An 18,024-nucleotide genomic window follows, 5' to 3' on the forward strand; every position below is an offset into this window, starting at 1 on the left:
AGCGAGGCGGAAAGGCGACCGGGGATCACCTGTTCACTGTAACGGGGCCCACAGAAAAGTGCGGGGAGGGCCGCCCGGCCCTCCCCGCCTCTGGGGCGGCTCAGTGCTCCGCGGCCCGCTCAGAGCCCGCGCCGGTCAGCGCCCTCACCTGGAGGGTCGCGAATCGATCGGGGCGGGACTCGTCGCTCATCAGCGTGCCGACCACGGCGCAGATGAGACCGAGCGGGATGGAGACCAAGCCAGGGTTCGACATCGGGAACCATGCGATGTCGACCCCTTCGCCGAGCAGCGAGGTTTCGGTTCCGGAGAAGACCGGAGAGAAGACCACCAGGGCGAGCGAGGCGACCAGGCCGCCGTAGATGCCCCAGAGGGCGCCGCTGGTGTTGAACCGCTTCCAGAACAGGCTCAGGAGCAGCGTCGGCAGGTTCGCCGAGGCCGCGACCGCGAAGGCCAGGCCCACCAGGAAGGCGACGTTGAGGTTCTGGGCGAAGATCGCCAGGACGATCGCGACGATGCCGATGCCGATCGAAGCGAGCTTCGCGACGCCGACCTCCTCGCGCTCGGTCGCCTTGCCGTGGCGGATGACGCTGTTGTACAGGTCGTGCGCCAGCGAGGACGACGAGGCGATCACCAGGCCCGAGACCGTGGAGAGGATCGCCGCGAAGGCCGCGGAGGCGATGACCGCGAGCATGACCGCGCCGAGCGTGGACCCGCCGACTTCGCCGCCGACCACTTCGGCCAGCTGCGGTGCGGCGGTGTTCCCGGCCGGGTTCTGAGCGGTGATCGCCTCGACCCCGACGATCGCGGCCGCGCCGAAGCCCAGCACGAGCGTCATCAGGTAGAAGGCGCCGATCAGGCCGATGCCCCAGTTGATGGAGCGGCGGGCGACCCGGGCGTCCGGGACCGTGTAGAAGCGGATGAGGACGTGCGGGAGGCCCGCGGTGCCGAGGACCAGCGCGAGCCCGAGGCTCACCAGGTCGAGCTTGTTCCACATGGTCTGGACCGCGTCGCCCGGCACCTCGACCCCGTAGCGCAGCCCCGGTTCGAGGAAGGCCGCGCCCTGGCCCGAGGCGGTGGCGGCGTCGCCGAGCAGGTCGGAGACGTTGAAGCCGTACTGGCCGAGGACCATGAGCGTCAGGACGGCCGCGCCGCCGACCAGGACCATCGCCTGGAAGATCTGGACCCAGGTGTTGCCCTTCATGCCGCCGAGGGCGACGTAGAGGGTCATGATCAGCCCGACCAGGACGATGCCGGCGATCTTGGCGGTCTCGGCGTCCATGCCGAGGTAGGTCTCGCCTTCCTTGATGCCGAGGAGCAGCGCGATGAGCGCGCCCGCGCCGACCATCTGGGCGAGCAGGTAGAAGATCGAGACGCTGAGGGTCGAGACGGCGGCGGCGGTGCGGACCGGGCGCTGGCGCATCCGGAACGACAGCACGTCGGCCATGGTGAACCGGCCGGTGTTGCGGAGCATCTCGGCGACCAGCAGGAGCGCCACCAGCCAGGCGACGAGGAAGCCGATCGAGTAGAGGAACCCGTCGTAGCCGAACAGGGCGATCGTCCCGGCGATGCCGAGGAAGGAGGCGGCCGACATGTAGTCGGAGGCGATCGCGAAGCCGTTCTGCCACGCCGAGAAGCTGCGTCCGCCGGAGTGGAAGTCGGTGGCGGTGCGGGTGTAGCGGTGGCCCCAGATGGAGATCACGATGGTGACGGCCACCGTGAGCAGGAACAGGACCATGGTCAGGGTGCGGCCGGTGCCTTCGGCCTGGGCGAGGAGGTCCATCAGCGGTCCTCTCCGTAATGGATGGCGTCGTGGAGTTCGATCGCCTTCGGGTCGTAATTGCGGGCGGCGTAACGCGAATAGCCCCAGGCGATCCCGAACGTGGAGAGGAACTGGCCGAGGCCCAGGACCAGCGCGACGTTCACGTTGCCGAAGAGGACGGTGCCCATGAAGTCGCGGGCGTACGCGGAGAGGAGCACATAGAGCAGGTACCAGGCGAGGAACGCGACCGTCGCGGGCACGATGAAGCGGAAGAGGCGGCGCTTGAGGTCGAGGAACCGGGGGTCGTCGTGCATCGCGGCGAGCTGCTCCTCGGTGACCTCGGGCGGGGGGCCGTCGCGGGTGGGGGTCGTAGCCATCGGGCCGTTCCTCCTTGAAGGGCTTGATGCTGGGCTTGTCCCAGTCCTCCCGGGCCGGCGTTGCTGGCGCGAGTCGGTCCGGTGACGGGTTTACATGCAACCTAAGAGGCCGGAGCGGCCGAGTGAAGCATTGGTGTGACGCGTGTCGCTAGGGGGTCGGCTTCCTGCGTTGAGGGCGCCGACGAACGGTCGGCGAACGGTCCGCGAACGGTCGCGCCGGGTTTCTCGCACGCGAACGATGAATTGCGCGTTGGGATCTCGTCTGCACTGGTGAAGGCAATGGGACACCGAAAGGACCGCACGATGGCGAGCAAGATGATCTTCCTGAACCTGCCCGTGAGCGACCTGGACGCCGCGAAGGCGTTCTACGAGGCGCTGGGCTGGAGCATCAACCCCGACTTCACCGATGAGAACGCGGCCTGCGTCGTCGTCGACGACAACATCTGCCTGATGCTGCTGACCAAGGCGTTCTACGCGACGTTCGCCGAGCGCCCGATCGCCGACACCGCCGCGTACTCGGCGGCGGCGTACGCGGTGGCGCTGCCGAGCCGCGAGGCCGTCGACGAGCTCACCGACGCCGCGCTCAAGGCCGGCGGCACCGAGGAGAACTCCAAGCAGGACCGCCGCGCCCAGGAGGCCGAGGTCGGCATGTACGGCCGCACCTTCCTCGACCTCGACGGCCACCAGTGGGAGCCGTTCTACATGCCCTACCCGCAGTAGCCGGGTCTCCGGGAGGGCCGCTTCCCGGCGGACCGGGCGGGACTGGAACCGCTCGGTCCACCGGAGTTCGGGGGTCATGTCCGGCCTTCCTTGCCGTGGTTGCTGAGTTCGGTTGCGCGGGTCGCGGGGGTCAGTCCTTCGAGAGGTCGTGGTCCCGCATGAAGGCGAAGGTCGAGATGGCGCCGACGATCGCGAGCACCGCCAGCAGGATCAGCGTCACGTGCATGGCTGAGGTGAGGGCGGCCGAGGTCGCCTGCATCGCGACCTCCCGCTGGTCCTCGGGGACGGCGTCCAGGGACTGCGCCAGCCGGCCCTGCACGGCGTCGCCCGCGAGCAGGGTGGGGTCGTCGAGGACGGGCGCGCGGTCCCGGAGGTCGTTCAGGGTCAGGCTCGACAGCAGTGCGGCGGCGCCGGCGATCGCGATCGTCTCGCCGGTGATCCGCATCGTGTTGAACATCCCCGAGGCCATGCCCGCCCGTTCCACGGGGACGGAGCCGACCGCGGCGTTGTCCATGACGCCGAAGGCGCTGCCGACCCCGATGCCGAACAGGGCCAGCGGCCCGATCAGCTCGGCCAGCGAGCCGCCCGGCTGCAGGGTGGTCAGCCACAGGGAGCCCGCCGCGATGAGGCTGGAGCTCGCGGCCAGCATGACCCGCAGCGGGATCCGGGCCGCCAGGCGGCCGGCGACGAGCGGGAGCGAGAGCACCGGCAGCGTGAGCGGCAGGAGCAGGGCGCCCGAGGCGAGGGCGCTGTGCCCGCTCACTCCTTGGAAGTACGGGGGCAGGTAGACCAGCAGCACCACGAACCCGAAGGTGACCGTGAACGGCTGGCACATGACCACGATGAACGAGGGCTTGGCGAGCAGCGACAGGTCGAACACCGGTCGGGCCTGCCGCAGTTCGACCACCACGAACGCCAGCAGCAGCAGCACTGAGCCGGCCGCCGCCGAGAGGGTGCCGGTGCTCGTCCAGCCGTTCACCGGCCCTTCCACGAAGACCAGCGTCAGCAGCGCGAGGCTGCCGCTGAAGGTGGCCAGTCCGGCCCAGTCGACGCTCGTCGCGTCCGGGTCGCGGGACTCCGGAAGGTGCCGGGCGAGGAAGAGCAGCACGAACAGCGCGATGGCGACGTTCAACAGGAACACCAGCCGCCAGCTGCCGAGGTTGACGAGCATGCCCGCGGTGAGCGGGCCCAACGCGAGGCCGCAGCCGAAGGACGCGCCCAGCACGCCGAAGGCCTTGGCGCGGGCGGCCCCGGTGAAGGATGCCGCCAGCACCGCCGCGCCGCTGGTGAGCACCCCGGCGGCACCGATCCCCTGCAGCGCCCTGGCGATGTCGACCAGGATCATGTTCTGCGCGACGGCGCAGAGGGCGGACATGGCTGCGAACAGCCAGAGGCCCGAGATCATCACCCGGCGGCGCCCGTGCCTGTCGGCCAGGGCGCCGGCCGCGAGCAGGCAGGCGGCGAACGTGACGCCGTAGGCGTTCTGCACCCACTGCGTCTCGGCGATCCCGGCCCTGAGGTCGACGGCCATATCGGTCAGCGCGACCGCGGGTCCGGTCACGGCGAGCGGCAGGGTCAGGCTGGACAGCGCCACGGCCAGAATGGCGAGTGGGCTTGCGGTGCGGTTCACCGCCTTGGGCGCAGTGCCTTGCTGGTCAATCACAGAAGTCATGGGAATGGCGCCTCTCGAATTCGCTGTGTATCAGAGATCGATTTACCATAAGAGATCTTATGCTTGAGATATTATGAGGCGCAGAATTTCCGGTCAAGAATACGTGATCCGAATCACATGTTATTTTGCAACGGTATTAATAGCGGTTAACAAAGGCGCAACTGAAAGCCGTCGCCCGAAACAAATCGATTCCAAGCCGAGAAGAGAAAAAGGGGTCGCTTGCAATGCGGCCGGCCTTATTCTCGGCCTTGCCGCGTCAGCATTTTCCACAGGCGCACGACATCCACGGCGAGCGCGATCATCGCCGGGCCGTCAGGACGGCACCGGCGTGCAACCTCGAGTGATGGACGGCCGCCCTTCTCCTGACTCTCCAGTCCGCGAAGGGCGACCGGTCAGCCGCGCATCCGCGTCCGCTGCTCGGCGGTGATCTCGGTCAGCGTCGCCGTGCACCGGCCGAGCAGGTCGAGCAGCAGTCGCGACTCCTCTTCCGAGAACGCGGCACCGAGCCGGAGTTCGACCTCGCAGGCCGCTCGGTCGGCGTCGTTGAGCAGTTCCCGGGCCTTGCGCGTCAGACGGACTTCATGGACGTGGCTGTGGACGGGGTGCGGTTCCCGTTTGACGAGTTCGCGCGATTCCAAGGTGCGGAGGACCGACGACATGGTCTGCGGCGTCACCAGGCACCGCCTGGCCAGTTCCGCCCCGGAAAGACCCGGTTCCTGCGCGACCACGAGTAGCAATGTGTACTGCGGGACATTGAGGTCGAAAGGCCTGAGCGCCGCCGTCTTCGCGGCCATGAGTTCCTGTTCGGCCCTTTTCAGATGGTTGCCGATTCGCTGGTCGATCGCAAGGAGAGTCATGTGCCCGATGTTATCCGAACGCTCGGCGACCGGATGGGCGCCGCCATATGGGTCGTTCACCTAAGCACTCCGGTCCATCTCCAAGGCGACCGCTTTCGTGAAATTCGCGGTCAGCTCGGCCTCGAGCCGGTCGAGGTCGCCGATGTGTCCGTGTGCCGCGACGTGCCCGTCCGGCCGGAACAGGTAGTACGCCCTCCGGCCGCAGGCCCAGGGGGCCCCGGCCAGGGAGTCGAAGGTGATCTGCGGCCAGGCCGCCGCCGCCGCCTGGACCGACTCCGCCCATGCCTCGTCGCCGTTGGCGAAGCAGGCCAGGTACCACCCGCTGAGCGGGCTCGGCACTCCGGCCGCGATCATCTGGTCGCGCCCGGGGGTTTCGCCGGGCCGGATGCTCCCCCGCCGGCAGCGGTGCTCGCTCGCGGGGCTCTGGGTGCTGCGCACCGGCGGGTACCGCAGCCGCCGGCCCGCCATCACCGGCAGGTAGTGGCGGGCGATGACACCGGTGCGGTCCAGGAGGCGGAACGCGCCGTCCCTCGCCGCGACCTGCAGCCGGCCCTTCAGCATCCAGCCGCGCGTCTGCACGTCCGTGTCGCGGACGACCTGGCGGGCCACCGCCTTCCGTTCGCTCTCATAGGTGTTCAGGAGCTCGGGCGGCGCTTCGCCCTTCAGTACGGCGGCGATCTTCCAGGCGAGGTTGTGGGCGTCCTGGATGCCCGTGTTCAGCCCCTGCCCGCCCGCCGGACTGTGGACGTGCGCGGCGTCGCCGGCGATGAAGGCCCGGCCCTGCCGGAAGGCCTCCGCGTGCCGCCGGTGCACGCGGAACGTGGTCTCCCAGACCGTGGTGCCGATCTTCACGCCCTGCGGGCCCTGCTCGTCCACGATGCGCTGCATGGCGGGCACGTTCACCCTCTCGCCCGGGCGCAGGCTCGAGAAGAACCGGAACACGCCGCCGGGCAGGGCCACGATCACGAGCGCGCCGGCCCGCGACTGGTAGTAGAGCGCCTTGTCGGTCGGCAGATCGCCTTCGATGTAGGCGTCGACGAGCGCGAAGGCGCTCTCGTACGTCGCCCCGGTGAACGCCGACCCCATCTGGGCCCTGACGGCGCTGCCCGCCCCATCGGTGCCGAGGACGAACGGCGCCCTGAACCGCTCGAAGGAGCCGTCACTGTGCTCGAGGATCGACGTCAGGCCCGTGGTGCGGGACAGGTCGTCGGAGTGGGTCAGGTCGTCGAAGGCGAGCAGCCGCACCCCTCGTTCGATCCGGCCGCCCAACGCGTGCAGGCGCTCGGTCAGCACCCGCTCCGTGTCGCACTGGGGCAGGCACAGCGGGGCGAGGTCCTCTGGGAATTCGAAGGTCGCCAGCGGCTTCCCGTCCGAGAAGTAGCTGAACGCGTTGATCGCCAGGCCCGCCTCGCGCGCCTGCCCAAGCACGCCGTTGTCCGCCAGCAGATCGAGGCTGCGGGGCCAGAGCAGGAGCGCCTTCGGGAACGGGGACGGCTCGGGGTTGCGGTCGATCAGGCGGACGTCGATGCCGTGCCGGAGCAGCTCGCACGCCGCCGTCAACCCGGTCGGCCCGGCTCCGACGACCAGTACGCGATCGCTGTCCGACGTCGGTCCCTGCGCTGTCATCCATCAGCTCCCTAACAGATATAAGATATCAGTTGGTCATCAGATCTCGAATATCAACTCTCTCTGAGGATACGCAGATTCCTCGCGACTTTGCAAGACCTACGGAAGGGGGGCGGGGGACTCACCCAACGAGCCCGCCCGCGTCGGGGCGTTTGGGTGGGGTGGGGGGGGGGGGGGGCGGGGCCCCGGCCCCCCCCCCGCCGCCCCCCCCCCGCCCCGCCGCCCGGCGCCGGTCCGGGCCGGTCGGCGTCCCGCCGCCCGCCCGACTTCCGGAGACCGAACGCGATGCCGGCACCGACGATCACGGCCCCCGCGATATCCGCGACGGTCACCGGCGCGATGCCGAGCACCGCGGTCGTGAGGAGCGCACCGACCGGCACGAGCCCGGCCAGCAGGCCGCTGCGGTCGGCCCCGATGCGGCGAAGCGCGTTGTACCACAACAGGAACGCTACGGCCGTGACCAGCACACCGAGGTAGACGTAGGCCGCGCCTTCGGCGAGCGTCGGCATTCGCAGTGCGTCCGCCCCTTCGAGCCCCAGCCCCGCAACGAGCAGCATCGGTACGGCGAGCGTTGCGGCGTAAGCGGACACCCGCGTGGGTCCCAGTTTCGGCAGCAACGGGATCGCGAGCAGGGAGAACAGCACCTCGCATCCGAGCGCGCCGATGGCCAGCAGCAGGCCCGCGACACTGCCGGAGCCGAGCCCGGCGGCGACGGCCGTGCCGCCTGCGACCACCATCGCCGCGATCACCGTCCTGCGTGAAGGCTTGCGCCGCTGCAGGACCGGGGCGAGCAGCGCCAGCGCCACCGGCACGGCCCCAACGACAGAGCCGATCATCGCAGGGCTCGCGTGCCGGGTCGCCTCGATGAGGAAGAGATTGAACCCGGCGAGGCCGGTGGCAGCGAGGGCCACGAGCAGCAGGACGTCGCGCACGGTGAGCCGGACGCGGGGGAGCCGCTGCGCCCGGACCACGGCCAGCAGGATCACGGCGGCAAGCGCGAAGCGGATCGACTGTCCGATCAGGACCGGATAGTCCGCAATCGTCGCCGCCACCGCGGTCGAGGTGCCGACGAGCAGCATCGCGACTCCGCCGCCGATGATCGCGAGGCGTTGGGCGGCAGCGCGATTGAGGATGCCGGACCGCTGTACTACGCCGTCGCCGTCGCCGTCGCCGTCGCCGTCGCCGCCGTCGCCGCCGTGGACGCTAGAGCGCTGAACCGCACTGTGGGCGCTGGACCGTTGAGCCACGCCGTTGCCGTGGTCAGCGGATCGCTCAACCGCCCCCTGGGCGCTGGATCGCTGCACCGCGCCGTCACCGCCGCCGTGGTCGCCCGATCGCTGTACTGCGGCACCGTCGAGAGGTTGGTGGCTCACGGCGCGACCGCTGCCGTTGCCGCCCCGGCCCCAGCCGAAGCCCCGTCCTTTGCGCCGCCGTCGAGCACGGTCCGGGTGACCCGTTCGCTGATGGCGGCAACGAGCGCCCGGGGCCGACGCGGCATGAGGTGCGCATTCAAGGCGTTGCCGAGGCCCGGCGTCACATAGGCCCGGTCGCGGTCGAGGGCACGCAACGCGGTGCGCACCACCCGGTCCGCCGGGATCAGGGCGCCGAACGAGGCGGCCTTCTCGTTGCCGATGGCCTCGACGAACCCGGTCGGCACCGGCCCGGGGCAGACGGCGAGGACCTTCACGCCGCGTCCGCGGTACTCGTTCCGCAGCGCGAGGCTGAAGTTGAGCACGAAGGTCTTGGCCGCGCTGTAGACCGCGAAGTACGGGGAGGGCTGGAACGCGGCGGTCGAAGCGATGTTCACGACCGCGCCGCCGCCGTTCGCGAGCATCCCGGGCAGCAGCTCATGGCTGAGATCGACCAGGGCGACGACGTTGACCATCAGCTGATCGTGGTCGCGCGCCCCGGAGATCTCCTCGAACCGGCCGCACGTGCCGAACCCGGCGTTGTTCACGAGCAGGCCGACCTGCAGGCCGCGGGCGTCCAGCTTGATCTTGATGCGCTGCGCCGCATCGGGTTCGACGAGGTCCTGCACGATGACCTCGGCCTTCACGCCGTGCTCGGCGCGGATGCGGCGGGCCTCGGCCTCGAGCCGGTCGCCGCTGCGGGCCACCAGGACCACATCGTGGCCGCGTGCGGCGAGCTGCGATGCGAACTCCGCGCCGAGCCCGGAGGAGGCGCCGGTGATGAGGGCTGTGCTTGACATGGTCGTGCTCCGTTCCATCGGTATCTGAGACAGAACAGTACGCGAAAATCCAAAAAACGCAACAGTGAAGTTCCATTTAATTCGATTACGCCGACGTTCGTGTATCGTTTGTGCAGCACGAGGGACGGGAGCGACATGGAACCGACGACGAAGCGGCCGCTGCGGGCCGACGCCGAGCGCAGCGTGCGCGCGATCCTGGAGGCCGCCGAGCGGGTGCTCGCCGCCGATCCAGGCGCGTCGATGGAGCAGATCGCGACCGCCGCGGGCCTCGCCCGCACCACGGTCCACCGCCGCTTCGCCAACCGCCAGGCCGTCCTCGACGCCCTCGCGGTCTCGGCCGCCCGCCAGCTCCTCGACGCCGTCGACGACGGCCGCCCCGACACCGCGCCGCCGCTCGTCGCGATTCACCGGATCACCGCGAACGTGCTACAGGTCAAGTACTCCTGGACCTACGCCCTCGGCCTCCCCCCGGAACCCGGCAGCGAGGCGGCCCGCCTCCACGCCGAAGTCCAGGCCCGCTGCATGGCCGTCTTCCAACGCGCCCAACGCGACGGCCTTCTCAGCCCGGACGCCGACCTCGACTGGGCCCGGCGCGTCTACTACGCGCTCGTCGGCGAATCCCTCCACGGCAACGACGCGAACGCCGACCCCGACACCATCGCCGCCCGCCTCGTCGATACCTTCCTCCACGGCTTCGCCGCCGCGAGATAACCCCATCACGCTGCCCCGGAACGAGTTACGCCACCGCGAAATGGCCGCATCCCCATAGGCGGGACACGCATCAAGCCCATCACCCTGGGCGGGAACGAGTTTCGCCGCCGCGCGGTGAGGCTGATGCCTCGTTGCGCGGCGGCGTGGGTCGAGCCTTCGTCTCCTTAGGCGTCGAGCGCCTCGGTGATCTTCTGCGCCATCGCGGCCATGCTCGGGCCCGGCTCGCCCTTGTGCGCACGGGTGGCCGCTCCGACCGCAGTGACCACAGTGGTCCGGAAGTTCGCCGCCTCCGCCGCGTCCTGCGCCTTGAGCAGCTGCACGGACTCAGTGAGCGCGGGCAGGACCTGGTCGGCCAGGGCCGCAGCCGACTTCGCCTTCAGCTTGAAGTCGTTCTTCTTCGAGGCCAGCACGTGCCCGACGGCGCCGGTCGCGGAGGCGTAGGACAGCGTCCCATCCGTCGCGACCCGGTGGGCCGACCCGGAGATCCCGGCGAACGACATGAGCGTGACGGCGCCGAAAGCGGCGGTGCGGATGGTGGTGGTGTCCTGGGCGGTGAGGTTGACGTTCATGACTTGCTCCGTTTTCGTTTCGGTCTTGCTTGCTGATGAAGCAACTATCGACCGCCCGCCTTGCACCGCCCTGACATCGCCCTGACACCTCCGCTGACAAGGACCGGCGGGCCCCGCGCGTCCGCAAAGGGCAAGGCCCGCAACGACACTCAGAACCCGCGCAGCACTCGTCCCGGTCAGAGGTGAGAGCCGCCGGTGGCGTCGATGACCTGGCCGGTGGTCCAGCGGCCCGCCGCCGAGGCGAGGAACAGGACCGGTCCGGTGAGGTCCTGCGGCCGGCCGACCCGGCCGAGGGCGGACCTGGACGCGGCGGCGGCCTGCGCTTCGGCGTTGCCGCGCAGCCAGGAGGCGTTGATGTCGGTGTCGACGATGCCCGGCGCGACCGTGTTCACCGTGATGCCGCGGGGCCCGAGCTCGGCGGCGAGCGCCAGCGTGAACGTGTCGACCGCGCCCTTGGCCATCGCGTAGGCGATGCCCTCGGGGAAGGCGATGCGGGTGACCCCGGAGCCGATGTTGATGATGCGGCCGCCGTCGGGGATGAGCTCCAGGGCCCTGCGGGTGATGAAGAACGGCGACTTGGTGTTCACGGCGAAGACGCGGTCGTAGTCGGCCTCGCTGACTGCGCCAATGCCGCCGGGCGCGCCGATGCCGGCGTTGTTGACGAGGATGTCGAGCGGGTCGCCGCGCAGTTCGGAGGCGAGGGCGTCGATGAGCGTGTCGGCCGCGCCGGGCTCCGCGAGATCGGCTTGGACGCTGAAGGCACTGCCCCCTGCGGCTTCGATCGCCGCGACGGTCTCCTTCGCGGCCTGCGCGTTCGCGTTGTAGTGGACGGCCACGCGGGCGCCCGCCCCGGCCATCTCGACGGCGATGGCGCGGCCGATGCCACGGCTGGCGCCGGTGACGAGTGCGGTCTTTCCCGAGAGGGTGAACATGGCGGCTCCTTTATTGATCGATCGCTCAAGAATGCGACCGGCATGACGCTACCAGATTCTTGAGCGATCGCTATATAATGGGTTCGTGACAAGAGGAAGGCCCAGGTCATTCGACCGAGACGCGGCACTCGAGCAGGCCCTGCGCGTGTTCTGGCAGTACGGGTACGAGCCCGCCTCCATCGCCGTGCTCACCGACGTGATGGGCATCCGGCCCGCCAGCCTCTACGCCGCCTTCGGCGACAAGCGCCGCCTCTTCAGCGAAGCGGTCGCCCGCTACCAGGCCACCTACGGCGCCTTCACCACTGCGGCCCTCACCGAGGAACCCACCGCGCGCGGCGCGATCGAGCGAATGCTCCGCGAGATCGCGGCCAACTACACCGACCCCAGCCACCCGCCCGGGTGCCTCGTCATCTCCGGCGCGGTCAATCACGGCCCCGACGCCGCCGACGTCGAAGCGGAACTGAAGGAGATCCGGGCCCGAGGCCGGGAGGCCGTCGCCGAACGCCTCCGTGCCGGCATCGCGAGCCGCGAACTTCCCCAGGACGCCGACCCCGAAGCACTCGCCGAGTTCGTCGCGGCCGTCGTCCGCGGCATGTCGCGCTCCGCCCAGGACGGCGCCACCACCGAAGAGCTCCTCGCCGTCGCCGAACTGGCCATGAAAGCCTGCCCCCAGGCCTGAAGTGCCGCAAGGAATCCGACCGCAGGGAGTCGCCACCTCCGGTGCTGTGAACGCGTAAGCGGCCCTCCCCGATCCGGGGAGGGCCGCTCTCTGTCAGGGGCTACTTCTTCCAGAAGATGTGGTGCGTGACGCCGCTGGCGCTGGGGACGATCTCGAGGTTGAAGCGGTCGGTGAGCTCTTCCGGGGACTTCCAGAGCGGGACGCCAGAACCGAGTTCGACCGGGGCGACGACGACGTGCAGGGTGTCGACGAGGTCGGCCTCGATGAACTCGCGGATCACGGTGGCGCCGCCGCCGAGGCGGACGTCCTTGCCCTGCGCCGCTTCCTTGGCCGCTTCGAGGACCGCGGCGGGTTCGTCGTCGGTGAAGTGGAACGTGGTGTCCGACAGCGTGAACGAGGGCCGCAGGTGGTGGGTCAGGACGAACACGGGCGTGTGGAACGGCGGCTCATCGCCCCACCAGCCCTGCCAGTCCAGGTTCTCCCAGGGACCGCGGTGCGGGCTGAACTTGTGGGCGCCCATGATCTCCGCGCCGATGTTGTTCTTGAAGTCGCGCGTGAAGTAGTCGTCCAGGCCGCGGGTCCCGCCGGGGTCGGTGCGGTTGGGCCAGCTCGCTGTGGCGCCGGCCCAGTACATCAACTCGCCGGGGTTGGCGTGGCCGAACGGCCGCTCGAGACTCTGGCCGTCACCCGCGCCGAACCCATCCAGCGAGACGACGAAGTTCTGGACTCGGAGAAGCTGACTCATGTGGTTGACCTTCCCTGGTGACTGCCATTGATGCTGTTGAGACTTCGCGAGCCCCGCGGATTCATCGTCGCAAATGAACGTGGACAGTGTGTCTTGTGTCACTATAAGAGGAGCATTGAAGTTCGCGCGGCCGCGCGAAGCGCGCTGTGCCTGTGCCGGGTCTCGTGCTCGACCTGCAGGTCAGGACGGGCGGGCGAGGTAGGCCGTTTTGGCGTCGCCGGCGAAGCCGCATGCTCGGTAGAACCCGTGCGTGGCGGGATCGCGCGAGCCGGTCATCAGCATTGCCTTGTAGCAGCCCGCGTTCCAAGCGGCTTGCAGTGTGGAGGCCATGAGCCGCTTGCCGAACCCGGATCCGCGGAACGCTTGGTCGACGATGACGTTCTCGATGACCGCGTAGGGCGCCGCTGAGCGGGTGAGGTTGGGGATGACGTTCAGGTAGGCGGAGGCGACGACGGTCCCGCGGTCTTCGAGCACGAACAGGCTCAGGCCGGGTGAGTCGAGGATCTGCTTGAACGCGGCGGCGTCGGTGCCGTCGTCGAGCACGGGGTCCGTCGGATTGAGTTGCCGGTAGAGCCTCAGGATCTGGTCGAAGTCGCCTGGCCCGGCGACACGGAAGACGGTCATGGTCCGAGGTTAGCCAGCCCTCCACTCGATGGCTGAGAACGTGAAGGCGCGCTTCCCTAAGGGTGCATCCCGTGAGGGTGAACGCGGCGCGCACGCAGCGCGTTTTGGGGACTGCGCATTGTGGCCGTTAGCGGTATCCTGAGGACAATCCGATTCCGCCGCTTCACCCCCGAGCGAGGCCGAATTGTTCGATGCATATGCCCACGACGCCGACAGGTACTGGAACGACGACCATCCCGTCCTCGAACTGATCCGGGCGCGCCAGGCCGCCAGTTCCGCGCCCGGTTCGCGCGTCGACGGGTTCAAGCTCGGCCTGGCCGTCGAGGGCGGCGGCATGCGCGGGGTCACCTCCGCCGCCATGCTCGTCGCCCTCGACGACCTGGGCCTGCGCGGCGTGTTCGACGCCGTGTACAGCACTTCGTCGGGTTCGATCAACGCCGCCTACTTCCTGTCGGGCGATGACTGCTGGTACCCGTTGACGATCTACTTCGACGACCTGTGCACGCGCAAGTTCGTCAACATGCGCAACATGTTCAACAACCGCCCGATGCTCAATCTCGACTACGCCTTCGACGAGGTCCTCGAGGTCATCAAGCCGCTCGACTTCGAGAAGGTCCTGAAGAGCCCGGCCGAGTTCCACGTGACGATCAGCCTGGTGGACAGCCTGACCGCGATCAACCCGCACGAATTCGAGTCTAGAGAGGACCTGAAGTCGGCCTTGAAGGCGAGCTGCTGGATGCCCGTCGCCGTCCCCGGCACCGGCATGTTCCGCGGCGAGCGCGCGCTCGACGGCGGCGTGCTCACCGCCCACCCGCACCTCCTCGCCCTGGAAGACGGCTGCACCCATGTGCTCTCCCTCAGCACCAAGCCGCTGAAGGCCCCGCCCGTCCGCCTCACGCCCGGCCGCCGCTGGTCCGTCGCCTACCTGGAGCGGATCCAGAAGGGACTCGGCAAGGCCTACGCCGCCTCCCAGTTCCAGTACCGCTCGCAGCGGAAGCAGTTGCAGCGCTGGATGACCGATCCGAGCCCCGGGCCGCAGGTGCTCGACCTCGCCCCGCTGCCGTGGATGAAGGAGGTCGGGAACCAGACCAGGGACCGGGACGCGCTCATCGAGGCCGCCCGCCACGCGCACGCCGTCATGGCCGCCGCGATCCAGGGGATTCCCGTCTCCGAACTCCGCGACGGGTCCTTCCGGTCCGTGCCCCGCATCGTCACCGTGAGGACCGCCGATGGCAAGCGCATCAGTTGACGTCCTGAGCACCGCCTGCGCTTACCTCACCCGCAGCCCCGAGGCCCCCGAAGCCGACGACCGCGGTGCCGAAAGCCGCGACGCCGCAATCGAACTCGACACCTGGGACGAGGCGGACTGGCGCGCGGCCCTGCTCGACGTGCCCCTCGACGAGCGGGCCTACGCCGACCGGCTCGGCATCGACCGGTCCACGGAGATCGACAAGCTGTGGACCTGGTGGTCCGACCCCGAACCCGACGAGCGGGTGACGCACGCGACCGCCGGTTACCTGGGGATCTTCCTGCTCACCCTCGTCGCGATGCACCGCTCCGACCGGATGCGCTACCACGGCGAGGCCTACGAGAGCGGCAAGATCGCCGGTGCGTCGCCGATCGCGCTGTGCCGCAAGCTCGTCGCCGATCATCATGTGCAGCAGGCGATCAAGGGCGTCTACGCGCCGACCGGCGAGGTCGGGCAGGTGGCGGCCGTCTGGGACACCATCGACTTCACCACCATGGAGTTCCACCGCCACGGCACCACGTCGATCATCATCTCCGTGTACGCGAAGGCCCCCGCGGTCGGCCGCGCCGAGCGCCACGCCCTCAAGTGCCTCATCTACCCGCACCTGCGCACCCCCGCGATGGCCAAGGCCACCAAGGACTACCAGCGCGACTTCGGCGGGGTCCGCCCCAAGGAGTCGCCGCTGGTGACGGTCTGGGCGAGCCATGACAGCTGGGTGTTCATGGACTTCGTCGACGGTCCGACCCTCACCGACTACCTCCGCGCGCTCGCCGAGGCTCGCACGAAGCGCAAGGGCTACAAGGAACCGAAGTCCGAGATCCTGCGCGTCATCGACGTCCAGCAACTGCGCGTCCTCGGCACCGCGCTGCTGGACGCCATGTCGGTGCTCGCGGAGAAGGTCGGGCACCACAACGACCTGACCCCGTCGAACATCATCGTCCAGGCGGCGAACGAGACCACCGTCAATCTCAAACTCATCGACCTCGGCGTGAACTTCCTCCACACCCGCATACTGCCGGGCGCCGAACCCGGCGAGACCGGGTTCGTCGCCCCGGAGGTCAAGGCCAACGGCGTCGGCGGGCCGCGGGCCGACCTCTACTCGCTCGGCATGGTGCTCATCGCGATCGGGGGAATCCCGCGCACGGCCGACGGCACGGTGCCGGACCAGTTCTACGTCGCCTCAGTCGGTCTCGCGCGGCTTTTCGAGGACCTGCTCGACGCCGATCCGGATCGGCGCCTGATCGTCTCCGGCATCAAGCCGGGGCCCGCGTCCTTCAAGGAGATCCGCGACCTGTTCGTGCGCGAGATCGAGGTGCTCGAGGCGGCCGAGTACGGGAAGTCGAAGACGTGGGTGCAGCGGGCGAAGGGCATCGTGCCCGGCGCCCTGGAGGTCGGCCGGCAGCGCGCCATCGCGAAGGTCCGCAGAAAGCAGGCGAAGGCGACCGACAAGCAGACGCATCCGATGCAGGCCCACCACCTGCGGCAGGAGAAGGCCCTCAAACGCTGGGCGATCGTCTGCGCGTTCATCGGGTGGGTGACGATCGCACTGGTGCTGACCTGGTGGTCGCGGGATCTCGACCTCTTCTGGCAGGCGAAGTACGTGGAGTACGCGAACTTCCTGTTCAACCGCTCGGGCCAGGGCATCCCGTTCCTCGACGACATCCGCGCCGCCGACTACCCGATTCCGGACGCCTGGGACAACCTGCCGGCGCGGATCGTGGCTCTCACCTACGCCCTCACCGGTGTGCGGCTGTACTTGAACATCTTCGCCGACATGACGCCCCATTCGGCGCTGCGCCGGACCGGCAAGGTCGCCGTGCGCACGGCTGCGGCCTCGTTCATGATGCGGGCCACCGTGATCTACCCGTACATCTACATCCTGATGCCGACCCTGGTGCAGCGGAAGTGGTGGGTGATCTTCTGTCCGCTGGGGATCATCACAGTGGCCGTGCTGATCTCGGCGTGCCTGTGGTTCGCGCGGGACGCGAACGCGCGGGCCCGCAAGGCCGGGCTCTCCACTGTCCCCAAGGGAGAGATCATCACGCTGCAGCGCCTCGAGTCCTGGGCGCCCGCCGCCTGGCTCTACGCCTTTCCGGCGGTCATCATCGGGGTGTTCCTCTACTTCGACCGTCTTCAGGACGAGCTCATGTACGCCATCGCGATCGGCCTGATCAACATGGGCATCCAGTACGTCAAGAACACCGGTTCCGACGCGCCCTACGTGCGGGCCGGCCTGACGCGGGCGGTCCTCGCCGCCGAGCGGCTCGACGTGCTGGAGAAGCACCTCGACGAGAAGGCCGAGGCCGCGAAGCGGCGGGCCCCGGAGCCGCACGCGGACGAGCCCCTGCGGGAGGCGGTCGCCTGAGCGGCCGGGGCGCCGCCCTAGGCGGCGTCCTCGCCGTGCGTCATGAGCCAGCAGTCGGAGAACCCGCGGGCGTAGTCCCAGGTCACGTAATGCGCCGGATCGGGGTCGAAGGCCGGTTCGTGGACCTGCGCGCAGTTGGCCTCCAGGAGGCCGCGCAGGTTGGCCATGAGCAGGCCCCACGTGAAGTAGTGCGGCTCGTCGCAGTCGGCGCAGTCGACCACGACCCCCCGGTAGCCCTGCGGATGCAGGACCTTCTCGAACAGCTCCAGTTCGTGGAGGTCTTCGAGGAGGTCCGCGCGGTCGTCGTCGTCCAGTTCGGGTTCGAACGGGGCGAGCGCCTCCGCGTGGTCGGGATCGTCGGCGAACGGGTCGCGTGGCTCCTCATACACGTCTACCAGCCTAACCCTTGGCAACGACCTTGCCAGGCGGCCGCGGTGCGCGGGCCCTGACTACCGGATGCGTGCCAGCCTCCGCGCCGCGTGGTGACACGGGGCTCCAGGCTGGTTAGCATGGGCCGCAAGTCAACCCGCTAACACTGAGGAGACGGCCATGGACGGCTTCGGCGAGAACGTAGAAGAGATCTTCGACGACGTGGTGGACGGCGTCGCCGACGCCGTGACCGACATCGACGCCACGGAGGTCTGGGAGGACGTCAGCGACGGCGCGGGCGACGCGTGGGAGGCCGTGTCGGAGTCCGACACGTTCGAGACCGTCTCCGAGGAAGTCGGCGACCTTTTCTAGACAAAACCGGCTCTAGGGCAAATCGGTTCAAACCGGAACGGGCCTGGCGAAAGCGGCGGGTAAGCGAGGCTTCGCCCCGTTTGCAAATCCGCCGCTCTTCCCGGGCCCGTCCGGTCATCCCCCCAATAGGCGGTGTTTCCGCTGCGAATCACACCTCAAGGGGACGTGTGCGCTTCGGAGCGACGCAGG

18 protein-coding genes are annotated in these 18,024 nt (G+C 69.2%); 6 read left to right on the plus strand and 12 right to left on the minus strand.

Annotated features, from left to right (window positions below):
• Positions 1-100: 100 nt before the first annotated feature.
• Positions 101-1,780 (minus strand): solute symporter family protein, encoded by a 1,680-nt coding sequence (locus O2L52_RS13435; RefSeq protein ID WP_270116068.1) that lies wholly within the window; start codon positions 1,778-1,780, stop codon positions 101-103.
• Positions 1,780-2,136 carry a DUF485 domain-containing protein gene (locus tag O2L52_RS13440; protein ID WP_270116069.1) on the minus strand — a complete coding sequence of 119 codons (357 nt, stop codon included), beginning with the start codon at positions 2,134-2,136 and terminating at the stop codon, positions 1,780-1,782. The genes O2L52_RS13435 and O2L52_RS13440 overlap by 1 nt, the downstream gene beginning before the upstream one ends.
• 303 nt (positions 2,137-2,439) lie before the next feature.
• On the opposite strand from O2L52_RS13440, the gene O2L52_RS13445 reads away from it, so the two are divergent.
• Positions 2,440-2,856: a VOC family protein gene (locus tag O2L52_RS13445; RefSeq protein WP_270116070.1), complete on the plus strand. Its 417-nt coding sequence runs from the start codon at positions 2,440-2,442 to the stop codon at positions 2,854-2,856.
• A 130-nt stretch (positions 2,857-2,986) separates the two neighbouring features.
• Here the strand turns inward: O2L52_RS13445 and O2L52_RS13450 are convergent, their stop codons facing one another.
• The 5 genes from O2L52_RS13450 to O2L52_RS13470 all read right to left on the minus strand — a co-directional run bounded on the left by O2L52_RS13450 (position 2,987) and on the right by O2L52_RS13470 (position 9,220).
• Positions 2,987-4,528, minus strand: coding sequence for an MFS transporter (locus tag O2L52_RS13450; protein ID WP_270116072.1), 1,542 nt, complete (start codon positions 4,526-4,528; stop codon positions 2,987-2,989).
• Positions 4,529-4,920: 392 nt separating this feature from the next.
• A complete protein-coding gene (locus O2L52_RS13455; protein WP_270116073.1) occupies positions 4,921-5,385 on the minus strand; it encodes a MarR family winged helix-turn-helix transcriptional regulator in 465 nt (154 codons plus the stop codon).
• Between the two features lie 60 nt (positions 5,386-5,445).
• Positions 5,446-7,011 carry an FAD-dependent monooxygenase gene (locus O2L52_RS13460; protein ID WP_270116075.1) on the minus strand — a complete coding sequence of 522 codons (1,566 nt, stop codon included), beginning with the start codon at positions 7,009-7,011 and terminating at the stop codon, positions 5,446-5,448.
• Positions 7,012-7,064: 53 nt separating this feature from the next.
• Positions 7,065-8,384, minus strand: coding sequence for a DMT family transporter (locus O2L52_RS13465; protein ID WP_270116077.1), 1,320 nt, complete (start codon positions 8,382-8,384; stop codon positions 7,065-7,067).
• Positions 8,381-9,220, minus strand: coding sequence for an SDR family NAD(P)-dependent oxidoreductase (locus tag O2L52_RS13470; RefSeq protein WP_270116078.1), 840 nt, complete (start codon positions 9,218-9,220; stop codon positions 8,381-8,383). The genes O2L52_RS13465 and O2L52_RS13470 overlap by 4 nt, the downstream gene beginning before the upstream one ends.
• A 135-nt stretch (positions 9,221-9,355) precedes the next feature.
• Here O2L52_RS13470 and O2L52_RS13475 point away from each other — a divergent pair, with 135 nt between their 5' ends.
• Positions 9,356-9,931, plus strand: a complete 576-nt coding sequence (locus O2L52_RS13475) for a TetR/AcrR family transcriptional regulator (protein ID WP_270116079.1) — start codon at positions 9,356-9,358, stop codon at positions 9,929-9,931.
• Between the two features lie 164 nt (positions 9,932-10,095).
• Here the strand turns inward: O2L52_RS13475 and O2L52_RS13480 are convergent, their stop codons facing one another.
• Both O2L52_RS13480 and O2L52_RS13485 read right to left on the minus strand, forming a co-directional pair.
• Positions 10,096-10,500, minus strand: a complete 405-nt coding sequence (locus tag O2L52_RS13480; RefSeq protein ID WP_270116080.1) for a hypothetical protein — start codon at positions 10,498-10,500, stop codon at positions 10,096-10,098.
• Between the two features lie 176 nt (positions 10,501-10,676).
• Complete coding sequence (locus O2L52_RS13485; RefSeq protein WP_270116082.1) at positions 10,677-11,432, minus strand: SDR family NAD(P)-dependent oxidoreductase; 756 nt, start codon at positions 11,430-11,432, stop codon at positions 10,677-10,679.
• A gap of 85 nt (positions 11,433-11,517) precedes the next feature.
• Between O2L52_RS13485 and O2L52_RS13490 the strand changes: the two genes are divergently transcribed.
• The gene (locus O2L52_RS13490) at positions 11,518-12,111 is read left to right on the plus strand and encodes a TetR/AcrR family transcriptional regulator (protein ID WP_270116083.1); all 594 of its coding nucleotides are present in this window, start codon (positions 11,518-11,520) and stop codon (positions 12,109-12,111) included.
• A gap of 100 nt (positions 12,112-12,211) precedes the next feature.
• On the opposite strand, the gene O2L52_RS13495 is transcribed toward O2L52_RS13490, so the two are convergent.
• Positions 12,212-12,856, minus strand: a complete 645-nt coding sequence (locus O2L52_RS13495; RefSeq protein ID WP_270116084.1) for a dihydrofolate reductase family protein — start codon at positions 12,854-12,856, stop codon at positions 12,212-12,214.
• Positions 12,857-13,036: 180 nt separating this feature from the next.
• Complete coding sequence (locus O2L52_RS13500; protein WP_270116085.1) at positions 13,037-13,480, minus strand: GNAT family N-acetyltransferase; 444 nt, start codon at positions 13,478-13,480, stop codon at positions 13,037-13,039.
• A gap of 184 nt (positions 13,481-13,664) precedes the next feature.
• On the opposite strand from O2L52_RS13500, the gene O2L52_RS13505 reads away from it, so the two are divergent.
• The gene (locus O2L52_RS13505; protein ID WP_270116086.1) at positions 13,665-14,729 is read left to right on the plus strand and encodes a patatin-like phospholipase family protein; all 1,065 of its coding nucleotides are present in this window, start codon (positions 13,665-13,667) and stop codon (positions 14,727-14,729) included.
• Entirely contained in the window at positions 14,710-17,094 is a 2,385-nt protein-coding gene (locus O2L52_RS13510; RefSeq protein ID WP_270116088.1) for a protein kinase domain-containing protein, read from the plus strand. Before O2L52_RS13505 ends, O2L52_RS13510 begins: the two co-directional genes overlap by 20 nt.
• Positions 17,095-17,111: 17 nt before the next feature.
• Here O2L52_RS13510 and O2L52_RS13515 read toward each other — a convergent pair whose 3' ends face one another.
• Positions 17,112-17,483 (minus strand): DUF5319 family protein, encoded by a 372-nt coding sequence (locus O2L52_RS13515; RefSeq protein ID WP_270116089.1) that lies wholly within the window; start codon positions 17,481-17,483, stop codon positions 17,112-17,114.
• A gap of 160 nt (positions 17,484-17,643) precedes the next feature.
• On the opposite strand from O2L52_RS13515, the gene O2L52_RS13520 reads away from it, so the two are divergent.
• Complete coding sequence (locus tag O2L52_RS13520) at positions 17,644-17,835, plus strand: hypothetical protein (protein WP_270116090.1); 192 nt, start codon at positions 17,644-17,646, stop codon at positions 17,833-17,835.
• Positions 17,836-18,024 lie beyond the last annotated feature (189 nt).

Source organism: Glycomyces algeriensis, assembly GCF_027622855.1.
GTDB classification, from domain to species: domain Bacteria; phylum Actinomycetota; class Actinomycetes; order Mycobacteriales; family Micromonosporaceae; genus Glycomyces; species Glycomyces algeriensis.